The sequence below is a fragment of the Streptomyces sp. NPDC046335 genome (assembly GCF_055587985.1).
In genome coordinates this window covers 102,641-120,414 of the sequence record NZ_JBVJFF010000005.1, presented here as the reverse complement: position 1 = coordinate 120,414, position 17,774 = coordinate 102,641, and the positions used below count along the sequence as shown (strand labels likewise).

21 protein-coding genes are annotated in these 17,774 nt (G+C 71.8%); 4 read left to right on the top strand and 17 right to left on the bottom strand.

The window, feature by feature from the left end; genetic code table 11:
- From ACZ6JY_RS12935 to ACZ6JY_RS12855, 17 genes are all read right to left on the bottom strand, one after another.
- Window positions 1–627, bottom strand: coding sequence for a hypothetical protein (locus tag ACZ6JY_RS12935; RefSeq protein ID WP_469195249.1), 627 nt, complete (start codon window positions 625–627; stop codon window positions 1–3).
- 62 nt (window positions 628–689) lie between these two features.
- A complete protein-coding gene (locus ACZ6JY_RS12930) occupies window positions 690–2,294 on the bottom strand; it encodes a zinc finger domain-containing protein (RefSeq protein ID WP_469195247.1) in 1,605 nt (534 codons plus the stop codon).
- Between the two features lie 202 nt (window positions 2,295–2,496).
- Entirely contained in the window at window positions 2,497–3,327 is an 831-nt protein-coding gene (locus tag ACZ6JY_RS12925; protein WP_469195245.1) for a hypothetical protein, read from the bottom strand.
- A complete protein-coding gene (locus ACZ6JY_RS12920) occupies window positions 3,324–4,655 on the bottom strand; it encodes a coiled-coil domain-containing protein (RefSeq protein WP_469195243.1) in 1,332 nt (443 codons plus the stop codon). The genes ACZ6JY_RS12925 and ACZ6JY_RS12920 overlap by 4 nt, the downstream gene beginning before the upstream one ends.
- Window positions 4,652–4,912: a hypothetical protein gene (locus tag ACZ6JY_RS12915; protein WP_469195241.1), complete on the bottom strand. Its 261-nt coding sequence runs from the start codon at window positions 4,910–4,912 to the stop codon at window positions 4,652–4,654. The genes ACZ6JY_RS12920 and ACZ6JY_RS12915 overlap by 4 nt, the downstream gene beginning before the upstream one ends.
- A 193-nt stretch (window positions 4,913–5,105) precedes the next feature.
- The gene (locus ACZ6JY_RS12910; protein WP_469195239.1) at window positions 5,106–5,936 is read right to left on the bottom strand and encodes a hypothetical protein; all 831 of its coding nucleotides are present in this window, start codon (window positions 5,934–5,936) and stop codon (window positions 5,106–5,108) included.
- A gap of 85 nt (window positions 5,937–6,021) precedes the next feature.
- A complete protein-coding gene (locus ACZ6JY_RS12905) occupies window positions 6,022–6,516 on the bottom strand; it encodes a single-stranded DNA-binding protein (RefSeq protein WP_469195237.1) in 495 nt (164 codons plus the stop codon).
- On the bottom strand, window positions 6,516–7,028 hold the full coding sequence (locus tag ACZ6JY_RS12900; RefSeq protein ID WP_469195235.1) for an HNH endonuclease signature motif containing protein: 513 nt from the start codon (window positions 7,026–7,028) through the stop codon (window positions 6,516–6,518). The genes ACZ6JY_RS12905 and ACZ6JY_RS12900 overlap by 1 nt, the downstream gene beginning before the upstream one ends.
- 134 nt (window positions 7,029–7,162) lie before the next feature.
- Entirely contained in the window at window positions 7,163–7,324 is a 162-nt protein-coding gene (locus tag ACZ6JY_RS12895; RefSeq protein WP_469195233.1) for a hypothetical protein, read from the bottom strand.
- Window positions 7,321–7,881 carry a hypothetical protein gene (locus ACZ6JY_RS12890; protein WP_469195231.1) on the bottom strand — a complete coding sequence of 187 codons (561 nt, stop codon included), beginning with the start codon at window positions 7,879–7,881 and terminating at the stop codon, window positions 7,321–7,323. Before ACZ6JY_RS12890 ends, ACZ6JY_RS12895 begins: the two co-directional genes overlap by 4 nt.
- Window positions 7,878–8,618: a zinc finger domain-containing protein gene (locus ACZ6JY_RS12885; RefSeq protein ID WP_469195229.1), complete on the bottom strand. Its 741-nt coding sequence runs from the start codon at window positions 8,616–8,618 to the stop codon at window positions 7,878–7,880. The genes ACZ6JY_RS12890 and ACZ6JY_RS12885 overlap by 4 nt, the downstream gene beginning before the upstream one ends.
- Window positions 8,619–8,623: 5 nt before the next feature.
- Window positions 8,624–8,995 (bottom strand): hypothetical protein, encoded by a 372-nt coding sequence (locus ACZ6JY_RS12880; RefSeq protein WP_469195227.1) that lies wholly within the window; start codon window positions 8,993–8,995, stop codon window positions 8,624–8,626.
- A gap of 747 nt (window positions 8,996–9,742) precedes the next feature.
- Window positions 9,743–10,492 (bottom strand): hypothetical protein, encoded by a 750-nt coding sequence (locus ACZ6JY_RS12875; protein ID WP_469195225.1) that lies wholly within the window; start codon window positions 10,490–10,492, stop codon window positions 9,743–9,745.
- Complete coding sequence (locus tag ACZ6JY_RS12870) at window positions 10,489–11,754, bottom strand: recombinase RecT (protein WP_469195223.1); 1,266 nt, start codon at window positions 11,752–11,754, stop codon at window positions 10,489–10,491. Before ACZ6JY_RS12870 ends, ACZ6JY_RS12875 begins: the two co-directional genes overlap by 4 nt.
- Window positions 11,751–12,128, bottom strand: coding sequence for a hypothetical protein (locus ACZ6JY_RS12865; RefSeq protein ID WP_469195221.1), 378 nt, complete (start codon window positions 12,126–12,128; stop codon window positions 11,751–11,753). The genes ACZ6JY_RS12870 and ACZ6JY_RS12865 overlap by 4 nt, the downstream gene beginning before the upstream one ends.
- Complete coding sequence (locus ACZ6JY_RS12860) at window positions 12,125–12,502, bottom strand: hypothetical protein (RefSeq protein WP_469195219.1); 378 nt, start codon at window positions 12,500–12,502, stop codon at window positions 12,125–12,127. Before ACZ6JY_RS12860 ends, ACZ6JY_RS12865 begins: the two co-directional genes overlap by 4 nt.
- Window positions 12,503–12,569: 67 nt before the next feature.
- A complete protein-coding gene (locus ACZ6JY_RS12855; RefSeq protein WP_469195217.1) occupies window positions 12,570–12,761 on the bottom strand; it encodes a hypothetical protein in 192 nt (63 codons plus the stop codon).
- Between the two features lie 466 nt (window positions 12,762–13,227).
- On the opposite strand from ACZ6JY_RS12855, the gene ACZ6JY_RS12850 reads away from it, so the two are divergent.
- The 4 genes from ACZ6JY_RS12850 (at window position 13,228) to ACZ6JY_RS12835 (ending at window position 17,569) form a co-directional block, all read left to right on the top strand.
- On the top strand, window positions 13,228–13,677 hold the full coding sequence (locus ACZ6JY_RS12850; RefSeq protein ID WP_469195215.1) for a helix-turn-helix domain-containing protein: 450 nt from the start codon (window positions 13,228–13,230) through the stop codon (window positions 13,675–13,677).
- 18 nt (window positions 13,678–13,695) lie between these two features.
- Window positions 13,696–14,058 carry a hypothetical protein gene (locus ACZ6JY_RS12845; protein ID WP_469195213.1) on the top strand — a complete coding sequence of 121 codons (363 nt, stop codon included), beginning with the start codon at window positions 13,696–13,698 and terminating at the stop codon, window positions 14,056–14,058.
- The gene (locus ACZ6JY_RS12840; RefSeq protein WP_469195211.1) at window positions 14,055–15,767 is read left to right on the top strand and encodes a recombinase family protein; all 1,713 of its coding nucleotides are present in this window, start codon (window positions 14,055–14,057) and stop codon (window positions 15,765–15,767) included. Before ACZ6JY_RS12845 ends, ACZ6JY_RS12840 begins: the two co-directional genes overlap by 4 nt.
- A 398-nt stretch (window positions 15,768–16,165) precedes the next feature.
- A complete protein-coding gene (locus tag ACZ6JY_RS12835; RefSeq protein ID WP_469195209.1) occupies window positions 16,166–17,569 on the top strand; it encodes an NAD(P)/FAD-dependent oxidoreductase in 1,404 nt (467 codons plus the stop codon).
- Window positions 17,570–17,774 lie beyond the last annotated feature (205 nt).

Here is a 17,774-nt window from a genome sequence, read left to right as displayed (position 1 = left end):
CTAGTGGTCGCCGTCGGCGCGGCGCTCGCGCTCCTCGCGGAGGAACTGAGCAATGCGGCTCGTGGTGTATCCGGTCTCGTTGGCGATCCGGTCGGGGCTCATGCCGTCCTTTCGGGCAGCGAGGGCAATGCGGCCCATGGCCTCGGCGACGGCGGCGGCGGCCGTGCGCAGTGCCTTGACGTCGGAGAGGTCGAGGTCTTCCGCGAGGTTGTCGAGGAACCGTTCGAGGTCGGCCGGCTCGCTGGTGTTGGCGCTGGCCTGGTCGTACTGCTCGGCGAGGTCGTGAACGTCCGCGAACGGGTCGAGGTCGTACGGGTTCGTGTCGCCCTCGCGGGCGCGCTCGGCGGCCTGTTCGCGCTCAAACTCGTTGAACAGCTTCACCATTTGCGTGAACAGGGCGCCGGCTGCGGTGTTCGTTGGCACTCCTCGGTGGTTCAGGTCGTCGGCCATCCGCTCGAACGTGCCACGCCGGCGGAGCGTGTAGCCATGGGCGGCGGTCATGCTCTCGACGGCGGCCTCTTGCCCGGTCGGCGTCTTGGGGAACGTCGACGCGTCGGCGCGGGTGTACTCCGCGGCGGCGGGCTCGACGTCCTGCTCGTCGCCGTTGGGCGGTTGCTCGTTACTCATCTCGCAGGCTCCTCGGATAGGGGCGGGGCCCGCCCTCGGGCGAGGGCGGGCCGGTCGGGTGGCTACTGGGCGCGGCCGAACAGGGCGCCCTGTTCCTCGGCCTGGTCGACGATGAACAGAACGTCGGCGGCCTGGTGCTCGCCGATCCATGCGCCCCGCCACGTGCCCTCGGTGGCCTCGGCCTCGGTGACCATCTGGGCGCCGTACAGCGCTTCGGCGGCCTCGACGGTGTCGACGCGGGCCTCGACCTGCTCGGCGTGCTCGACGGCGTCGACGGCGCGGGCGACGCAGGCGAACTGCTCGGCCTCCGCGTCGTTGGCGGCGCTGTCGATACCGAGCAGGTCGGCGACGGCCGGGAACTCGCGGGCAATGTAGCGGCGGACGGACAGGCCGGCGGCCTGCTCCTCGGCGGTCGGCTCGGCTTCGGGGGCGTCCGCGGCTACGGCCTGGTCGTCGTCGACCAGGGCGCGGGCGTTGATGCGGGCGGCGTAGGCCGTCAACAGGGCGGCCTCGGCCTTGCGGTCGAAGGCGGCCACCCATCCGCCGCGGGCCTCCGCCTCGCGGCGAGCGGCGGCGCGGTGCTCCGTGATCCCGGCGGCCTGCTCCAATGCCTCGAAACGGCGGCCGTGCGGCTCGCGGGCGGGCTTGCCGGCGCGGGTGATGCAACGGGCACCCGCGGCGACGTGGCACGTCGGGCACGCGACGGTGACGGCGAGGTCTTCGAGGTCGACGGCCGGGGTCGCCTCGGGCGCGTCGGCGGCGGCGGCCTCGGCGAGGGCTTGCTCGGCGTCGGCCTGGTCCTCGGCGCGGGCGAGGGGGGCGCCGATCAGGTGGGCAACGTCCATCGCCATGCGGACGGCCGGGCCGGTGTTGGCGTCGGCCTCGCGGGGGTCGCCCTCGGCGCGGTGGAACTCGCCGTGCGCGGTGGTGATGGCGACGGGGTGCGACTTCCACAGGAATGCGACGGCGGCCTCGGCCTCGACGACTAGGACGTCGCCGTTCCGAACGGTGTCGCTGCTCATGGCGGCGTCGTACGCCTCGCGGGTCGAGGCATAGCGGGTGGTGATGACCTGCGGGGCGCGGCCGGCGGCGGCGAGCCACTGACGCGCGGCGCGCTTCTGCGGCTCGGTGGTGTACGCGCTGGCGAGCAGGTACTCGGCGTTGCGGCTGATGACGTGCAGAACGGCGATCGTCTTCGGGTGGATGACCAGGGTCCGGCCGCGGCCTCGGTGCGCGTCGTCGAGGGCGGCGCGGGTGTCGAGGTCGAGCGGGGGCTCGGCGGTGATGTAGTCGGCGAGGGCGCCCGGGATCACGACGCCACCGGAGCGCGGGGCGGGCGCGGTCTGCTCGACCTGCTCGGCGGGGTACGCCTCGGCGAGGGCGGCGTCGAGGTCGAGCCGGTCGGCGTCGGCCGGGCGAACGGTGCCGTACTGCGCTCGCAGGAACGCCCACGCCTTCGGGGTCAGGAAGTAGCCGGCGCGACCGCGGGCGTCGACTCCGAGGCCGACCAGGCCGCGGCGAACGAGGGCGCCGTGCGTGCCTCCGCCTCGGCCGTTGTTCGTGCGGGCGGTGCTGCCCTGGGGGTTCGTCTTGGCCCAGAAGTGCAGCGCGTCGAGCATGCGCGAGGACAGATCGTCGGCCATGCGGAGTGCGGTGTAGACGTTCACAGTGTCGCTCCTGTGTCTGTGTGTGGGTGCCGGGTGAGGGCCGGCGTTCCTGTCGGGGTGAGGGCCCGTCAGGAATGCCTACAGTAGCGGTTACAGCAACGATTGCAGCAACCATTGCACATAGACGTTATCGAACCGTTACCTAACCGGATACGGCGACGCCCCGGGGGTGAGCTCCCGGGGGCGTGCGGCCTGCTGCGCGCTATGCGGCGGGCGCGGTACGGCGGGCGTCGAGGGCGGTCAACAGGCCGACCAGGGCGGGCCCACGCCACGCCCGGCGGCCTCGCTCGGCCTCGACGGGTGCCGGGCACGTCGGGCCGGTCGAGCAGGTCGCCACGGCCTGTCGCGGGTCGCCTCCCCCGTTGTGCACGGTGATGCGGCCGGCGCGGCAGAACGGGCACGCGTCGTCGAGCGTGATCGTCCGGGCGGTGCGGCCGAGGGCGCCCTCGACGCGGCGGCGCGCGGTGCGGGCGACGTCGACGATCTGGTCGACCAGGGTCGCCGGGGTGGTGGCGAACAGGGCGCGGTCGGCCGGGTCGTCGTCGAGGGCGCGGCCCTCCAGCCATACGGCGGCCCAATGGAGGCCGAACACGCGTGATCCGGTCGAGGCGATCGTCGTCGGGCCCGCGTCGCGGTGCGTGGGCATGTGCCACAAGCGCGGGTCGCTCGGGTCGCTGCCGAGGGTCCATCGGCCGTGGCGGTCGCGGGCGGGGAGCTGCACGCGCTCGGCGACGGCGTCGCACATGTCGAACACCTCGCGCTCGGCGTCGAGGGCGGCGTCGAGGGCGCGGAGGTTGGCGGGCGCGGGGTGCTCGCGGAGGATGAGCGGCAGACGGCCGACGGCGGCCTCGGCGAGGGCCTGGTCGTCGTCGTGGCGGTCGTCGGCGGCGAGCTGGTCGAGGAAACCTCGGCGCTCGTATGGCATCCATTCCGCGGCACGCGGCGGCTCGGCGATGGCGGCGAGCAGGTCGCCCCACTGCTCGCGGACGGCGGCGAGGTCGTCGGCGGCGCGCTGGCCGGGGGTGGTCGTCATGCGTGCTGCTCCTGGTGCTCGTCGAGGGCGAGGGCCTGCTCGATGCGATCGGCGTAGATCCCCGCGGCGCCCCGCGGCGATCCGGCGTGCATGCGGGCGGCGAGGGCGCGCACACGGTCGATGGCCTGCGCGAGGGGCAGCTCAGCGGCCATGGCAGCGCGGTCGGCCTTGCGGTCGCGGCGGGCGGCCATCCACGCGAGGCGGTACCGGCGGGCACGCTGCTCGGCCTGGTCGGCGCGTACGGTCTCGCGGGTGTAGAGGCGTTCGAACCGGGCGCGTTCGTGCTCGGCGAACGCGATGGTGCCAGCGCCGGCCGTTGTGGTCACGCCGAACATGACGGGCCGGTCATCGCCCTTGGCGGCGTTGCGGACGGCGGCGGCGGCGGTGGCGGTGCGGAGGGTGGCGGGTAGGCAGCGTTCCCACACGTCGGCCATGTCGTGGATGCGGGCGAGGCGCTCCTCGGCCTGCTTGGCGGCTGCCTCGGCGAACTTGGCGAACTCCTCGGCCTTCTCGGCGCGCTGCTGCGCCTGGTCGCGTTCGTTCATGACACGCCGGGCGCCGTGGGCGCGGCCCTCGTCGACGGCGCGCAAGAGGCTGTTGTCGTGCTCGGTGCGCTCGGCTCGCTGCTCAGCCTCGGTGGCGGCCCGCTGGACGGTGGCGAGGGCGATGTCGTGCTCGCGCTGCTGCTCGGCGAGGCGGGCGTCGGTCGAGTCGGCGCGGTCGAGGATGCGGGCATGCAGACGGGCAGCGGTCGGCGACACCCCGTCGTGCTCGGCGACGGCGGCGAGAGCGTCGCCGAGGGTCTGGGCGTTGCGTACCCGGGCGAGGACGGCGAGGGCCTGGTCGACGCGGGCGTGCTGCTCGTCGAGGGCCTGGCGGTGCAGTCGGCGCGCGGCGACCGCCTCGCGGGTGGTGGCGTTGATGCCGTCATGCATGGCTTCAACGTCGCGGGCGAGACGTTCGCGGATGGCCTCGACGTGGGCGAGCTGCTCCTCGGCACGTTCGGTGCGCTGCAACAGGCGGTGTCCCAGGGTCTCGGAGTCCGACAGCTTGCGCTCGGCGGCCTCGGCGCGCTGCTCGGCCTCAACGATCGCGGCGTCGGCGGCCTCGCGGTGTCGGGCGAGGGCGCGCGTCGTTCCTGCCATGGCGCGACGGCTCTCGTCGGCGAGGCGCTGCTCCTCGCGTACGTGCTCGGCGAGTAGGGCGCCCTCGGTCGGGGACAGGGCGCCGCGGTGGGCGCGGGCGAGCAGGACGTCGACGACGGCCCGCCGGTCGGCGCGGTCGCGGTCGCGGCCCTTGGGGGCGCGCTGCTGGGGGCGGGGGCTCATGCGGTCTGCTGCTCCTTGGCGGCGGCCTCGGCCTTGGCGACGTCGGCGATCGTCTGCAAACGGGCGATGAACTGGTCGAGGTGGTCGAGGGGGATCGATGCGCCGGCCGGGCTGGTGCGGAAGTAGAGCCCGGGGCCCTGCTCGGGGATGAGCGACGCGGCGGCGAGGAACTGGTCGCCGTCAGGGTCGGTGTGCCGGTAACAGGGCGTGCCGTATGCGTCGGTGGCGTACTGCTCGGGCGCGGGCGCGGTGCTCACTGGGCGGGCTCCGTGTCGTCGAGGGTGGGGTGTCCGGGCGGGGCTGGGCGCGGTTGGCGGGCGAGGGTGACCAGGTCGCCCCCGTGGGCCCGGACGTCGGGCGGCTGCTGCTTGCGTCGGCACGTGGGCCCGTATCCGTCGGGCGAGGGTGCGCGGAGCGGGCGGCGGCACGCCCGACACGTCCGGGCGGGGGTCACGGCTGGGCCTGCTCGCGCTCGGCGGTCTCGGCGAGGGCCTGCTCGTCGGCGAGGCCGTCGGCGTAGGCGGTGATCGTCTTCCGGGCGATGCTGAAGCCGGTGAGCAGGCCACGAGTCGAGCGGGTGAGTCCGGCCCGGCGTTCGGTGGTGTTGCGCTGCGCCTCGACCAGGGCGGCGACCTGCCGGGCGTGGGCTTCGAGCAGGATGCGGGCGGCGGCGAGGGCCTGCTCGGGGGTGCGCGTGGCGGTGGTGTCGAGCAGGACGTCGCGGAGCGTGGCGAGCACCTGGTCGCGGTCGTCGGCGTTGAAGTCGAGGGCGTCGCGCACGTCGTCGGCGGTGAGCGTGTCGGGCTCCTCGACGGCCTGGTCGTCGGTGGCCGGGGACATGGCGGCGGCGACGTGGGCGAGCAGGGCGTCGAGTCCGGCCGGGCGCGGCATGGGTGTGTCCGTGTCGACGAACTCGCGGTCGGGGTGGATGTAGTCGGCGGCCCATGTCGACCAGCCGCGGGCCTTGCCAAGGGTGGTGACGGCGTCGGCGAGCTGGCGGGCGTGCTCGTCGAGTAGGGCGGCCTCTCGGTCGGCGGCGAGCGTGGCCTCGGATAGGAAGGCGGGGGCGTCGTGCACGGGGCACGGGCGGCCCGTGGAGAGGGCGCGCCCGCACGTTCCGGCGCGGCGCTCGTACCCGCGGGCGATCTGGCGCAGTACGTCGGCGGCGTCACGGGGGGCGAGGTTGGATGACACGTCGGCGTGTCCGTCGTTGCGTACGGCGACGATCAGGCGGTGGGTGTCGAGTGAGGCGACGTCGACGGCGACGGGGGTACGGGTCATGGCGGATCGCTCCTGTGTCAGTGGTGGGATGTAGTCGCGTGCGCGCCCGCGCGTGGGCGGGCCCGCGTCCGGTCGCGGCGAGGGTCTAGAACGGCGGCTCGTCCGTGTATCCCTGGCGGGTCTGCTGGGTGCTCCACTGGTCGGCCTGGGGCGCTCCGTAGCCCTGGTGGGGGGCCTGCTGGCCGTATCCCTGGGTGGTCGACTGCTGGCCGTTCTGGGCGCCGTTCTTAGTGACCTTGGCGGTCGCGTTCTTGAGCGCGGGGGCGACCTCGTCGGCCTGGATCTCGTACGAGGACTTGCGCTCGCCGTTCTTCTCGTACTGGCGCTGTCCGAGGCGGCCAACGACGATCACGCGCATGCCGCGGGTGATGGACTCGGCGACGTTCTCGGCCTGCTGGCGCCACACGGACACGGACAGGAAGAGTGCTTCGCCGTCTTTCCACTCGTTCGTGATGCGGTCGAACGTGCGGGGGGTCGAGGCGACGCGGAAGTTCGCTACGGCGGCGCCGGACGGGGTGAATCGCAACTCAGGGTCGGCAACGACGTTGCCAATCAGGGTGATGGGGGTCTCTCCAGCCATTACGCGGCGGTCCTCTCGGGGGTGCGGGTGGTGATCGGGGCGACGGGGGCGAGCTGGGGCTCGCGGGTGCGGCGGGCGCGGTCGCGGGCGCATGCGCGGCACTTGCGCATCCCGTTGCGGTGCGACGGGGGGTAGCTCACGCGGACGTTGGTGGGGTCGGTGAGGTCGTGGCCGTTCACGCATCGGGTGCGGCGGGCGTTGATCGCCGAGGGGCCGGTCGAGCGGAGCACGTTGGTTCGGTGGTCGACGGGGTCGAGGTGGTCGTCGGCGACGCATCGGCGCACTGAACAGAGGTGGTCGAGTTCGAGGCCGGCCGGTATGGGTCCGCGGGCCTGCTCGTACGACCAGCGGTGGGCGGGGACGACTCGGCCGTCGACCCAAAAGCGGCCGTAACCGTCGCGGTCGAGGGACGTCTCGGGCCACAACTGGCACGGGGTGTCGAGGTTGGCGGGGACAGGCCCGGGGGTCGTCTTGGCGGCGAACCGCTCGGCCGGTGACGTGATGCGAGCCATCGGGACGTACCTCCGCGGGGATGTGGTCAACAACCGGGCGTGCTTTCTTGGGTGGTTTGAACCATCCATGGATGGAAGATACAGCACGGGGGCGACCCTTGTTCGATCGGTTTTCGCCCCCGTGTGCTGCGGCGTCAGGCTGCGCGGTGCTCGGCCTGGTCAAGCGGGGCGAGTGTCCACCCCTGGTCGCGTAGCTCCGCGATGATCCGGGCGACGACGGCAGTCGGCTGTTCGACGTGATCGCGCTGGGCGTCCTCGACGGCGGCCCGGACGACGGCGAGGGCGGCCGGGGTCATCGCTGCGCCCCGGTGATGTGCCGGGCGCGCTGCCGGTTCTCGGGCCGGACGATCGCGGGCGGTGACATGAGGGTGCGGGCGTCGCGGTGCGCCTCGGCGGCGAGGCGGCGGCGACGGGCGCCGGCCTCGGCCTGGTCGCGGGCGGCCTGCTCGGCGGCGCGGCGGTCGGCCTCGGCGCGGGCGCTCATCCATGCCAGCCACGTGCGGTGTCGGTCGTCGGCGTCCGGGCGGTATCCCGCGGGGGTCGGTGGATGGCCCGCGGCGGCGAGCTGCTGCTCGGCGGCGCGCTCGGCAAGCAGGGCGGCGCCGTCAACCTCGCGGAGCGTGCGCCACCGGTCCCACCCTTCGTGTTCCTGAAAGATCACGTACGCGCCTTTGTCGGCGAGTTCGGTCACCTTGCGGCGGGCCTGCTTGCGGTCCGACGTACGGATGATGACCGGTGCATCGGGCCGGTGGTCCCAACTGGCCTCGACCCGATACGCGTTGACGTTCTTCGTCCGGTCGCCGGTCGCGGCCTTGCGGCGGTGGGTGCGGGCCTGCTTCGGGGTCGGGCTCATGCGGCGGTCTCCTGCTCCTGGCGGCGGGCGTGGTGGGCCTGGGCGTCCTCGACGCGGGACGGGTGGGGGGCGTGGCGGGCGCGGGCCCGCTGCTGCGGGTCCTTGCCGGGGCGGATGTTGCGGGCACGGCACGGCTGGCCGACGGTCGCCCCGCACCACGTGCACTCGACGTCGAGGACGTCGGGGAGGTTGGCGGCGGCGAGGCGTTCGCGCTGGGCGCGGTGCGGCCGGTACTGGGCGAGCTGCTGGGCGACGGTCCTGGGCAGGTAGTCGCCGAGTGCGGCGAGGCGGCGGGCGGCCTCGGCGTCACGCTCGGCCCGTATCGGGCTCGGGCGGCCCTCGATGGCGTGCTGAGGCGCCGGGGGGAGCGCACCGACGGCGACGGCCTGTCGGGTGCTGCGGAGTGCGGCGCGGTAGGCGGTGACGTTGTCGGGGTCGACGGCCGGGGCGGGGTCCCAGTGCCGGCCGACAACGTCGGCGCGGTAGGTCTCCCACGGGGCGCCCACGTCCGACGGCTTGATCGGGTACGGCGAGGTAGCGATGTGCCGGGCGGCCACCCGCGAGGCGTCCCACGACCGCTCGGGGCCGTCGGGGTGCTGGGCGGTCGCCGGGACGCGTTCGAGCAGGGTCGCCCACTGCTCCAGCCGTTCGCCGGCGGCGGACTTCGACTGGGGGGCCCGGGTGGGGTCGAGGCGGTCGACGTGGGCGAGCAGGGCGGCAATCTCGCGACGGTTCATGGGGGTCACTGCTCCTCGGCGAGTAGGTCGGCGTACCAGTCGGCGGCCTGGGCGGCGCGGCCGGGGCGGTCGGCGGCGGCAGTCGGGAAGGGAACGACGTTCGAGCGGGCGGGCGCGGCCGGGGCGGCGGCCGGAACGGTGCCGGGGGCTGGGGCGGGCGGCAGGGACTGCCACGTCCGCAGGAAGTACCGGGCGTGCGCGATGCCCTTGCGGTTGCGGGCGGCGGCCTGCACGGCAGCCGTGGCGAGCATGTCGACGCCGGAACGTTTCATCAGGGCGTCGACGACAAACCACTCGGCCTCGGCAAGGTTCCACGCGACCAAGACCCCGGCGGCGGTGATCTGGTCGACCAGAGGGCGGGCGAACTTGGGGATCACTGCGACTGCGTCGCGCCCGCGCTCCCTCACTCCTTCACTCATTCCTTCTATGGGTGAGTGATGGGGGCCGGAATCCGGTCCCCAAAGGGGCCGAGATTCGGCCCGGTAACCGGTCTCCGGGGCATCTGCGGGGGGACCGGACTCCGGCCCGGTAGAGGGGCCGAGATTCGGTCCGGTAGCGGCTAGAGGGCCGGATTCCGGCCCGGGGGTTTTCCCGGCTATGGGGCCGGATTCCGGCCCGGTAGCGCGGGTGGTCCGGCGGTATCCGACGGCTCCGGGGATCTTGTACCGGGTCGCGCGGCTGCCCTTGGCGGGCTCGTCCTCAACCAGTTCGCCACTGGCGAGGGCGGCGTCGACGGCGGCCCGCGCGGTCGAGCGCGACGCGGCGAGCCGGCGCATGAACTCGGCAGTGCCCATGGGGGCGGTGGCCTCGGGGCCGGTGGTGGCGTCGGCGACGGCGAGCAGGACCAGGCGGGCGTTCCCGCGCGACTTCGCACGGGTCCACACCCAATCCATGGCGTCGAGGGTCACGGGGTGTCGCTCCTGTCAGGGGTGGGGCGCCCGGGGCGAGGGCGCGGTCGTCTCCTCGCCCCGGGGCCGATCACAAGGCCGTGCGGCGGTGGGTACGGGCGGGCTGGTGCGTGTCGCATCTCCAGCCGCACGGGTAGAGCCGGGCGGGGTAGGCATGGCACTGGGGGCGGCCGTACTCGCACTGCGGCGGCGGCTTGTCCTCGCCTCGCAGGGCCCTCACTGCTCGGCCTTGGCGGTGGCCGCGGGGGCGAGGGCGGGCAGGTGGTCGGCGAGGGCGCCCGCGCGCCACGCGGCGGAGACCAGGCCCCGCCCGTCGATCGGTTGGGCCTTGCTGCCTCGGGTGTAGGTGAGGCGGTGCGAGGCGGCCCGCGACGGCCTCAATTCGACGCCGGGCACGTCGTGCACCTCGGCCGTGGTGGAGTCGACGAACTTTGCGGTACCGGCTGCGGTCGCCTCGGCAAGCACCTTGCCGGCGAATCCGGGACGTACGGCGGTCACCACCTGCGCGGGCACGAACTCGACGACGTGCTCGGTGGGGTAGTGGTCGCGTACCCACGCGCGGAACGCCTCGGCGTCGACGACTTGGGCCTCGCGCTCGCCGCCCTGCCGGGACACAGAACCGACCTTCGTTCCGTCAGGGAGGGTCGCGTCAGTCTTGGTGGTGCCACCTGCTCGGTACGCGCGGTCGAGCAGGTCGTCGGCGGCCTTCTTGGCGTCCTTGTACGCGTTCTTGACCTCATCGAGCAGGGCGCCGAGGACGGCCTGTCGGGTGACGGCATCGCGTACGGCGGCCGGTTCCGGCGCGGTGGGGCCCGTGGCGGCCGGGGGTGGGCCTGGGCGGTCGAGCGGGTCCTCGCCGTGGGCGGCGCGTTCCTCGGGCTCGATCCGGTTCAGCCCTATGCGCTCGGTGATCGTGTCGAGGTGGTGCTGTTCGGCCTCGGTCAACGGCTGCTCAGTCGTCGTCACTTCGTGCCCCCGGTGTTCTCGATCATGGCGCGGAACGCGTCGAGCTGGGCGGCGCCGGCCTGCTCAATCGGCAAGCCGTAAACGCGCTCGAAATCAGCGTCGACGGTGGGGAGATTTGCGCGGCTCGCGGCGAGCCTGAGCAGGTTCTCGGCCTGGGCGGCGGCCTCCTCGGCGGTGGCGACGTTGGCGGGTATGGCGCCCTCTGCGGCGACCGCGTCAGAAACCGAGTGCGGCGCGGGTCCGGCGGGGGTGGCCTGCTCGCCGGTCGGTCGCTCCTCGCCCTCGCCGGTCTGCTGCTTGGCGCCCGGCTTGGTGGCGCCGATCGCGGCGAGGCGGGCGAGGTGGTCGGGGTGTGCGCCCCGGGCCTGTGCAGTGCTGTGCAGCTCGCGGACGGGGTTGACGGTCTCGGCGGCGTGCGCGTCGCGGAGATCGGCGAGACACGCCATGTAGTCCGCGGGGGCGCCTGCTGCCTCGGCGTCGGCGAGGATCGCGGCGAGCTGGTCGGCCTCGGCGGTGGCGGTGGCCTCGGCGAGGTAGTCACGCGGCGGTGCGGTCGCCTCGGCCTCGGCCGGCGGCGGGGTGTTCGGCGTCGACTGCACGACGGTCGCCGCGGTCGTCTGCGGGGCGTCGGTGCGCTCGACGACGACGGGATTACCTTCCTGGTCGACGACGGCGCCGAGTTCTTCGGGGGTGTAGATCGCCCCGTGCAGCACCTCGGGGCACGCGATACGTACGCTCTCGGCGATGCAACGGGCCCGCAGCATGGCGCGCGGGAACTTCTCCCACGGCGTGGGGTCGCCGTGCTTGTCGCGGGAGTACGGCCGGTTGTCCCGCAGCGTGCACAGACCTGCGGTCACGGCGTCATCGAGGGTCCACTCGACGACCGTTTCGTCGTCCGGGTCGTCGTGGCGCATGATGCGCACCTCGCACCGGGTGCGCTCCGATGTGATCCGTACGCGGTGCCCGGCACTGCGGGCGCGGCCGAGCATGAGGTCGGCGGACTGGCACGGCTTGCCCTTGATCACGTGAATGGTCGTGATGGTGGTGACGACGTCGAGGCCGAGGGCGCGGCCGTACTCCATCGCCCACAGGACGGACGCGGGCTGACGGCGGTAGGCGTCGGGCAGTAGAGGCGTGTTGGCCAGGGACTCGCAGAACTGCCACGCCTCATACGGGGTCATGTGCGAGAGGGACAGGGCGCCCCCGCGGGCGACGGCGACGGCGGCCGGGGCGTGGGCGGTGGGCAGGGTGGTGACGGTCACTGGGGGGCGTTCCTCTTCTGTGCGGTGTGGCGGATGTGTCCGGCGTGCCTGGTGATGCGTCCGGCGAGGCTGATTGCGTCGTCGGGGTCGAGCAGGGGGTCGAGGACGGCGGCGGCCGGGCAGTCGTCGAGCAGGGCCTCTCGGGTGGCGTCGGCCTCGGCGGCGCGCATGGCGCGGCCGTAATCGGTGGCGTCCTGGCTGCACATCGCGACGTCGAGGGCGACGACGCGCGCGGCGTGCGCGTTGAGCAGGCGACCGACTGCGTCGGGGTCTTGGGCGTACGCGAGGGCGAGGTCGTCGAGCACAGGGTCGACGTGTCCGGCGAGGGGGAGGCGCACGGCGAGGCCGTCGGCGCTGAGCTGGGGGCGGATCACTGGTGCAGCTCCTCGGGCATGCTCGGCTCGTCGACGGCGAGGGCTCCCGCGATGACGTCGTAGACCTGCGGGCGGGCCCAGTCGGCGGCGGGGAACATGCGGCGCAACAGGGCGAGGGCGGCGCGGTGGGCGTCACGGGCGGCGGTGAGGGGGAGGCCGAGGGCGTCGTCGAGGGCGACGGCCGTAGCGGGGCGCTGTTCGCCGTCGCGGTCGGCCGTCACGGGGACGGTCCGCACGCGGGCGGTGCCGGGCGCAATGATGTCCAACTGCCGGGCGAGCACGTCGCGGCGGGTGAGGTCCATACGGACGCGGCGGGCTCCCTGTATGGCCTCGACGGCGCGGAGGGGGCGGCGGGTAATCTCGGGGCTGTTCACGATCGGTGCCTCTCGGGGTTCGGTCGGAAGGGCCGTTCGGGTGCATCCGGGCGGCCCTTCGTCGTGTTCAGGCGGCGGCGCGGTCCTCGTCGGCAGGCGCCTGCTGGCGCTGTCGGCGTTCGAGGCGGCGCAAGATGAGTTCGACTTCGGGGGCCAGGCGGCCGGCGGCGCGGTCGTGGTCCCGGCGGTGCCGGGCGGCGTCGAGGACTCGCCGGGCGTTCGCGATGGCCTGCTCGCGGGGGATGACGTCGCCGTTCATGCGGCGGCCCGCTTAACCAACTGACCAGCGGTTACGCCGTAGTGCTCCTCAACGGCCGCGGCGAGGACGGCGCTTGGGGCGGTGCGTCCTTTCCACAGACGCCATGCGGTGTTACGTGCAACCTTCAACCGTCTTGCCGTGTCTGACGGGTTGCGGTCGCCTGCGGCTTGAGCGGCGGCGACCAGGGCGGCGCGGTCGTACATAAGGGCATCGTCCTTCCGTGGATGGTTTGATCTATCCACGGATGGAACGCTAGCACGTAGGGCAGGCGTTCGACGCGGCATATGCCGAGCGGAAGTTCAACGTCCAAAGTTCGTTGACAGACGGCATATGCCCGGCAACAATCGGTCACTAGTTCGACTGCGACGTCGCAGCTCAGGGGGGTGGACCGTGGCAAACGCGCATATTCCGGGCGGGTTCAAACGATCACGTGTTAGCCATGCGTCACGCGCGGTATGTTCCATCCATGGATCGAACGAACCCCCCGCGGAACAACCGGGCCACGCCCGAAGAGTTCGCCGACTGGCTAAGAGCACAGCTCGAACGCCGCGGCTACGACCTCCGACCTAGGGGCGGCGGCCAAACGCGTTTCGCCGCCGCATCAGGCATCGGACAGGCGTCCATCAGTCGCATGCTTCGCGGCCAAGGAACCCCAGACACGCGCAACCTCGAAGCGCTCGCCGACACCCTTGGCCTCCCGCTCGCCGAGGTCCTGGTCGCCGCCGGCATCCTCACCCGCGACGTACTGGACGCCATTCGGCAACAGACCTCGCGAAACAACCCACTGACACCAGAGACAGCAGCCGAAGAACTGGGAATCACCGACCCCGGAAAAATCGAGCTGTTCGTCTCCATGACCGAGACCCTGCGCAAGCAGCGAGCCGAGAACGGCGAGGACCACATCGCCGAAAAATGACGCACGGAGGCACCACAAGTGACGCACCGGTACATTCCCGTCTTCGCATTCGCCCTGCTCCTGGTGGGACTGTCCTCCGGCGTCCTCGGACATCTCGGCCGCAACGATGACTTGTGGCGAGCAGGACTGTTCGCGGTCCTGACCGCCGTACCGCTGCTCATCATCCGCACCGTGCACAACTCTCAACGCGTCAGCGCCGAACAGCTCATCGCCGCTGACCAGGTCGGTTACATGCGCGCGCTCGATCACGTCGCGCGCGGCCTGCTCGACGTACCCGCACCGCGCCGCGGTGGCCACCGGGACCGCGCCGAGCAGGTCGCGGGCAACGTGATCACACTGCGCCCGCATCACCTCGACCGACCCGAACGGAAGGCACAGTGACCACAGCGCAGATACCTGCAACGTTCCAAGGGCTCGACGCCGAACTCGAACCCTTCATCGGCTACATCCGCGTATCCACATGGCGAGAGGAGAAGATCAGCCCCGAAATCCAGCGCCACGCCATTGAGGAGTGGGCCCGCCGCAACCGCAAACGCATCGTTGAGTGGGTTCCCGACCTCGATGCATCCGGCCGCAACTTCCACCGCAAGATCATGCGGGCCATCGAGGGAGTCGAGGCCCGCAAGGCCCGAGGCATCGCTGTGTGGCGGTACTCCCGGTTCGGGCGCGACCGTGTCGGCAACGCCGTCAATCTCGCCCGTGTCGAAAACGTCGGCGGCCGGCTGGAGTCCGCAACCGAGCCCATCGACGCCGCAACAGCCATCGGCCGATTCCAACGCGGCATGATGCTCGAATTCGCAGCGTTCGAGAGTGATCGCATCGGCGAGCAGTGGAAGGAAATTCACGCCCACAGGCTCGGCCTGCTCCTGCCGTCCGGCGGCCGCAAACGGTTCGGCTACGTCTGGCACCCGCGACGCGTGCCGGACCCGAACGAACCGACCGGCTTCCGCCTTCAGGTCGAGCGCTACGAGCCCCGCACCGTCGAGGCGACAGCCCTCGGGTACTGCTATTACGCCTACATAGAGAAGGGGACAGGGTTCGTCGACCTCTCACGGCTTCTGAACGAGCAGGGATTCAGGACCACCCGTGGGCGCGCATGGAGGCAAGACAGTCTGCTCAAGTACATGGACTCCGGCTTTGCCGCGGGGTACCTCCAAGTACGTGACTCGTGCGACTGCCCCAAGAGCCGGGCATCGTCGTGCCGCCACTGGCGACGCTTCCGCGGCGCTCACGACGCTGTGATCAACTTCGACCTCCCCGACCTCGACGACTCCGAGGCAATGTGGCAGGCGTACCAAGAGCGCCGGCAGTCCAAAGCCAAAATGCCGCCCCGCGAACGCTCGGCCACCTACGACACCACCGGGCTCATGCGGTGCATCCGATGCCGTGGCGCCATGTCCGGGCGACCCAAGCCGGACGAGACCTATTGGCGGTGCGCGAAAAGGGACGCAGGCGGGGACTGCGAGGGCGCCGTCGCAACGCACTCCGATGTGCTCGCCGAGGTGCGCCGTTTCCTCGTGAAGATCGCGAATGGCGTTGACGAAGCACCCGCGGCGTCGGCCATCGTGCCGCCAGAGGGCGTGAAGGCCGAACCCGTCGAGGACCGCGCCAAGCTCACCACCGAACTCGCACAGTGGGATGCGGCGCTGACTCGGCTCGTCACGGACTACGCAGTCCACCCGGACCGCTACCCCGCGAAGGCGTACGACGAGGCACGCCGCAACCTCGAACACGACCGGAACGCGGTTGCCGAGAAGTTGGAGAAGCTCAAGGAGAAGGAAGAGGAAGTCAAGCCCAAGCTGGACGACTTCCGCCCTCTTGTGGTGGGGTTGCTCCCCGAGTGGGACTCGTTCAGCACCGTGGAACGCAACCTGTTCCTACGGAAGGTGATCCGCCACATCCTCGTATCGCCCCGCCCCTCGCGCTTCGAGACCCGGGTGCGCATCGTTCCGGTGTGGGAGGACAAGGCGACTGAGTGGCAGGCAGAAAAGAACAGTACGACCGGCGAGGTACCAGGCGTTCCCATCGAGCATGAGCCGAGTGCCCATACAGAGGACATGCTCGACGGCATCGGCTGGTCCATCGCCTGAGCGCGTCGCATGGCGTCTGAGCGGGCCGAAGAGGGGTCCGGAGGGCCTCCGGCGACAGTCCGTCGGGAAACTTCGTGAAGTTCTTCACAAGAGATTGGGTCCCGATGGGCCAGGTTTTCTGGCTCCAGGCCCCCGAAAGGGACGATCAAAGGCTCTCGCGGCCTTCGGTCCAGGGGGTCCGGCGGTCGGCCGGGAGGGGGCGCCGCACGGTGGTTCGGTCCGCGCCGGGCGGTGGACGAGCAGCTCACGAGGGGTGAGCAACGACTCGCGTGATGCCGTGGTTCCCCTCGGGCGACATGACCTCGGTCACGTGGGCGGCGAAGTGTAGCAGAGCCCCCACCCATGCTTGTGAAGGGGCGCACGAGCGACCCCCCTGAGACAGGTGGATACTCGATGGCATGAGCACCACGGAGCGTCCCAGGATCCTCGTAGTAGGCGGTGGGTACGTAGGCCTGTACGCAGCTCGGCGCATCCTCAAGAAGATGCGCTACGGAGAGGCGACCGTCACGGTCGTCGACCCCCGGTCGTACATGACCTACCAGCCCTTCCTCCCCGAAGCCGCCGCCGGCAGCATCTCGCCGCGGCACGTCGTCGTCCCGCTGCGACGCGTGCTGCCCAAGGCTGAGGTTCTCACCGGCCGGGTCACCACCATCGACCAGGACCGGAAGGTAGCCACCATCGCCCCGCTCGTCGGCGAGGCGTACGAGCTGCCCTTCGACTACCTCGTCATCGCGATGGGCGCGGTCTCCCGCACCTTCCCGATCCCCGGCCTCGCCGAGCAGGGCATTGGCATGAAGGGCATCGAGGAGGCCATCGGCCTGCGCAACCACGTCCTCGAACAGCTCGACAAGGCCGACTCCACGACCGACGAGGAAGTCCGCCGCAAGGCGCTGACCTTCGTCTTCGTCGGCGGTGGCTTCGCGGGAGCGGAGACCATCGGCGAGGTCGAGGACATGGCCCGCGACGCGGCCAAGTACTACAACAACGTGAAGCGCGAGGACATGCGCTTCGTGCTGGTGGACGCCGCCGACAAGATCCTGCCGGAGGTCGGCCCGAAGCTCGGCCAGTACGGCAAGGAGCACCTGGAGGGCCGCGGTGTCGAGGTCTACCTCTCGACGTCCATGGACTCCTGCGTCGACGGCCACGTGGTCCTGAAGAACGGCCTCGAGGTCGACTCCAACACCATCGTGTGGACCGCGGGCGTCAAGCCGAACCCGGCGCTCTCCCGCCTCGGTCTGCCGCTCGGCCCCCGCGGCCACGTGGACACCCAGACCACGCTCCAGGTGCAGGGCACCGACTACATCTGGGCCGCGGGCGACAACGCCCAGGTCCCGGACGTCGTCGGCCGCAAGGCGGGCAACGAGAACGCCTGGTGCCCGCCGAACGCCCAGCACGCGCTGCGTCAGGCGAAGGTCCTCGGCGACAACGTCATCTCCGGCATGCGGGGCTTCCCGCAGAAGGAGTACAGCCACGCCAACAAGGGTGCGGTCGCCGGTCTCGGCCTGCACAAGGGCGTCGCGATGATCGTCATGGGCAAGATGAAGATCAAGCTCAAGGGCCGTCTCGCCTGGTACATGCACCGCGGGTACCACGGCATGGCGATGCCGACGTTCAACCGCAAGATCCGCGTCTTCGCGGACTGGACGCTCGGCATGTTCCTCAAGCGCGAGGTCGTCTCCCTCGGTGCTCTGGAAGCCCCGCGCGAGGAGTTCTACGAGGCCGCCAAGCCGGCCCCGAAGCCGCAGGCCGCGGCCGAGCCCGCCCCGGCGGTCAAGGCCGAGGAGAAGGCCAAGGCCTCCTGACCCGGCGTCACTGATCCACCCCGAAGGGGGCCGCCCGCCATCCGTGGTGCGGGCGGCCCCCTTCGGCGTGCCCGGGCCGGCGCGCTCCCGGCCGAAGCCGACCCGACAGGTAGGTGCCCCGGGCATCTATTTTGCCGTTCCGTGACGTGATTACGGGACTGCGCACCGTGCCTTTCGGTGTTTACGTGGTGTTGGACCGTTCCGG

Bases quoted from the DNA above. Each gene is read 5' to 3' on its own strand.
- ACZ6JY_RS12935 (WP_469195249.1), bottom strand. From the start codon at position 627: ATGAGTAACGAGCAACCGCCCAACGGCGACGAGCAGGACGTCGAGCCC.
- ACZ6JY_RS12925 (WP_469195245.1), bottom strand. From the start codon at position 3,327: ATGACGACCACCCCCGGCCAGCGCGCCGCCGACGACCTCGCCGCCGTC.
- ACZ6JY_RS12920 (WP_469195243.1), bottom strand. From the start codon at position 4,655: ATGAGCCCCCGCCCCCAGCAGCGCGCCCCCAAGGGCCGCGACCGCGAC.
- ACZ6JY_RS12910 (WP_469195239.1), bottom strand. From the start codon at position 5,936: ATGACCCGTACCCCCGTCGCCGTCGACGTCGCCTCACTCGACACCCAC.
- ACZ6JY_RS12905 (WP_469195237.1), bottom strand. From the start codon at position 6,516: ATGGCTGGAGAGACCCCCATCACCCTGATTGGCAACGTCGTTGCCGAC.
- ACZ6JY_RS12900 (WP_469195235.1), bottom strand. From the start codon at position 7,028: ATGGCTCGCATCACGTCACCGGCCGAGCGGTTCGCCGCCAAGACGACC.
- ACZ6JY_RS12895 (WP_469195233.1), bottom strand. From the start codon at position 7,324: ATGACCCCGGCCGCCCTCGCCGTCGTCCGGGCCGCCGTCGAGGACGCC.
- ACZ6JY_RS12890 (WP_469195231.1), bottom strand. From the start codon at position 7,881: ATGAGCCCGACCCCGAAGCAGGCCCGCACCCACCGCCGCAAGGCCGCG.
- ACZ6JY_RS12885 (WP_469195229.1), bottom strand. From the start codon at position 8,618: ATGAACCGTCGCGAGATTGCCGCCCTGCTCGCCCACGTCGACCGCCTC.
- ACZ6JY_RS12855 (WP_469195217.1), bottom strand. From the start codon at position 12,761: ATGAACGGCGACGTCATCCCCCGCGAGCAGGCCATCGCGAACGCCCGG.
- ACZ6JY_RS12850 (WP_469195215.1), top strand. From the start codon at position 13,228: ATGGATCGAACGAACCCCCCGCGGAACAACCGGGCCACGCCCGAAGAG.
- ACZ6JY_RS12835 (WP_469195209.1), top strand. From the start codon at position 16,166: ATGAGCACCACGGAGCGTCCCAGGATCCTCGTAGTAGGCGGTGGGTAC.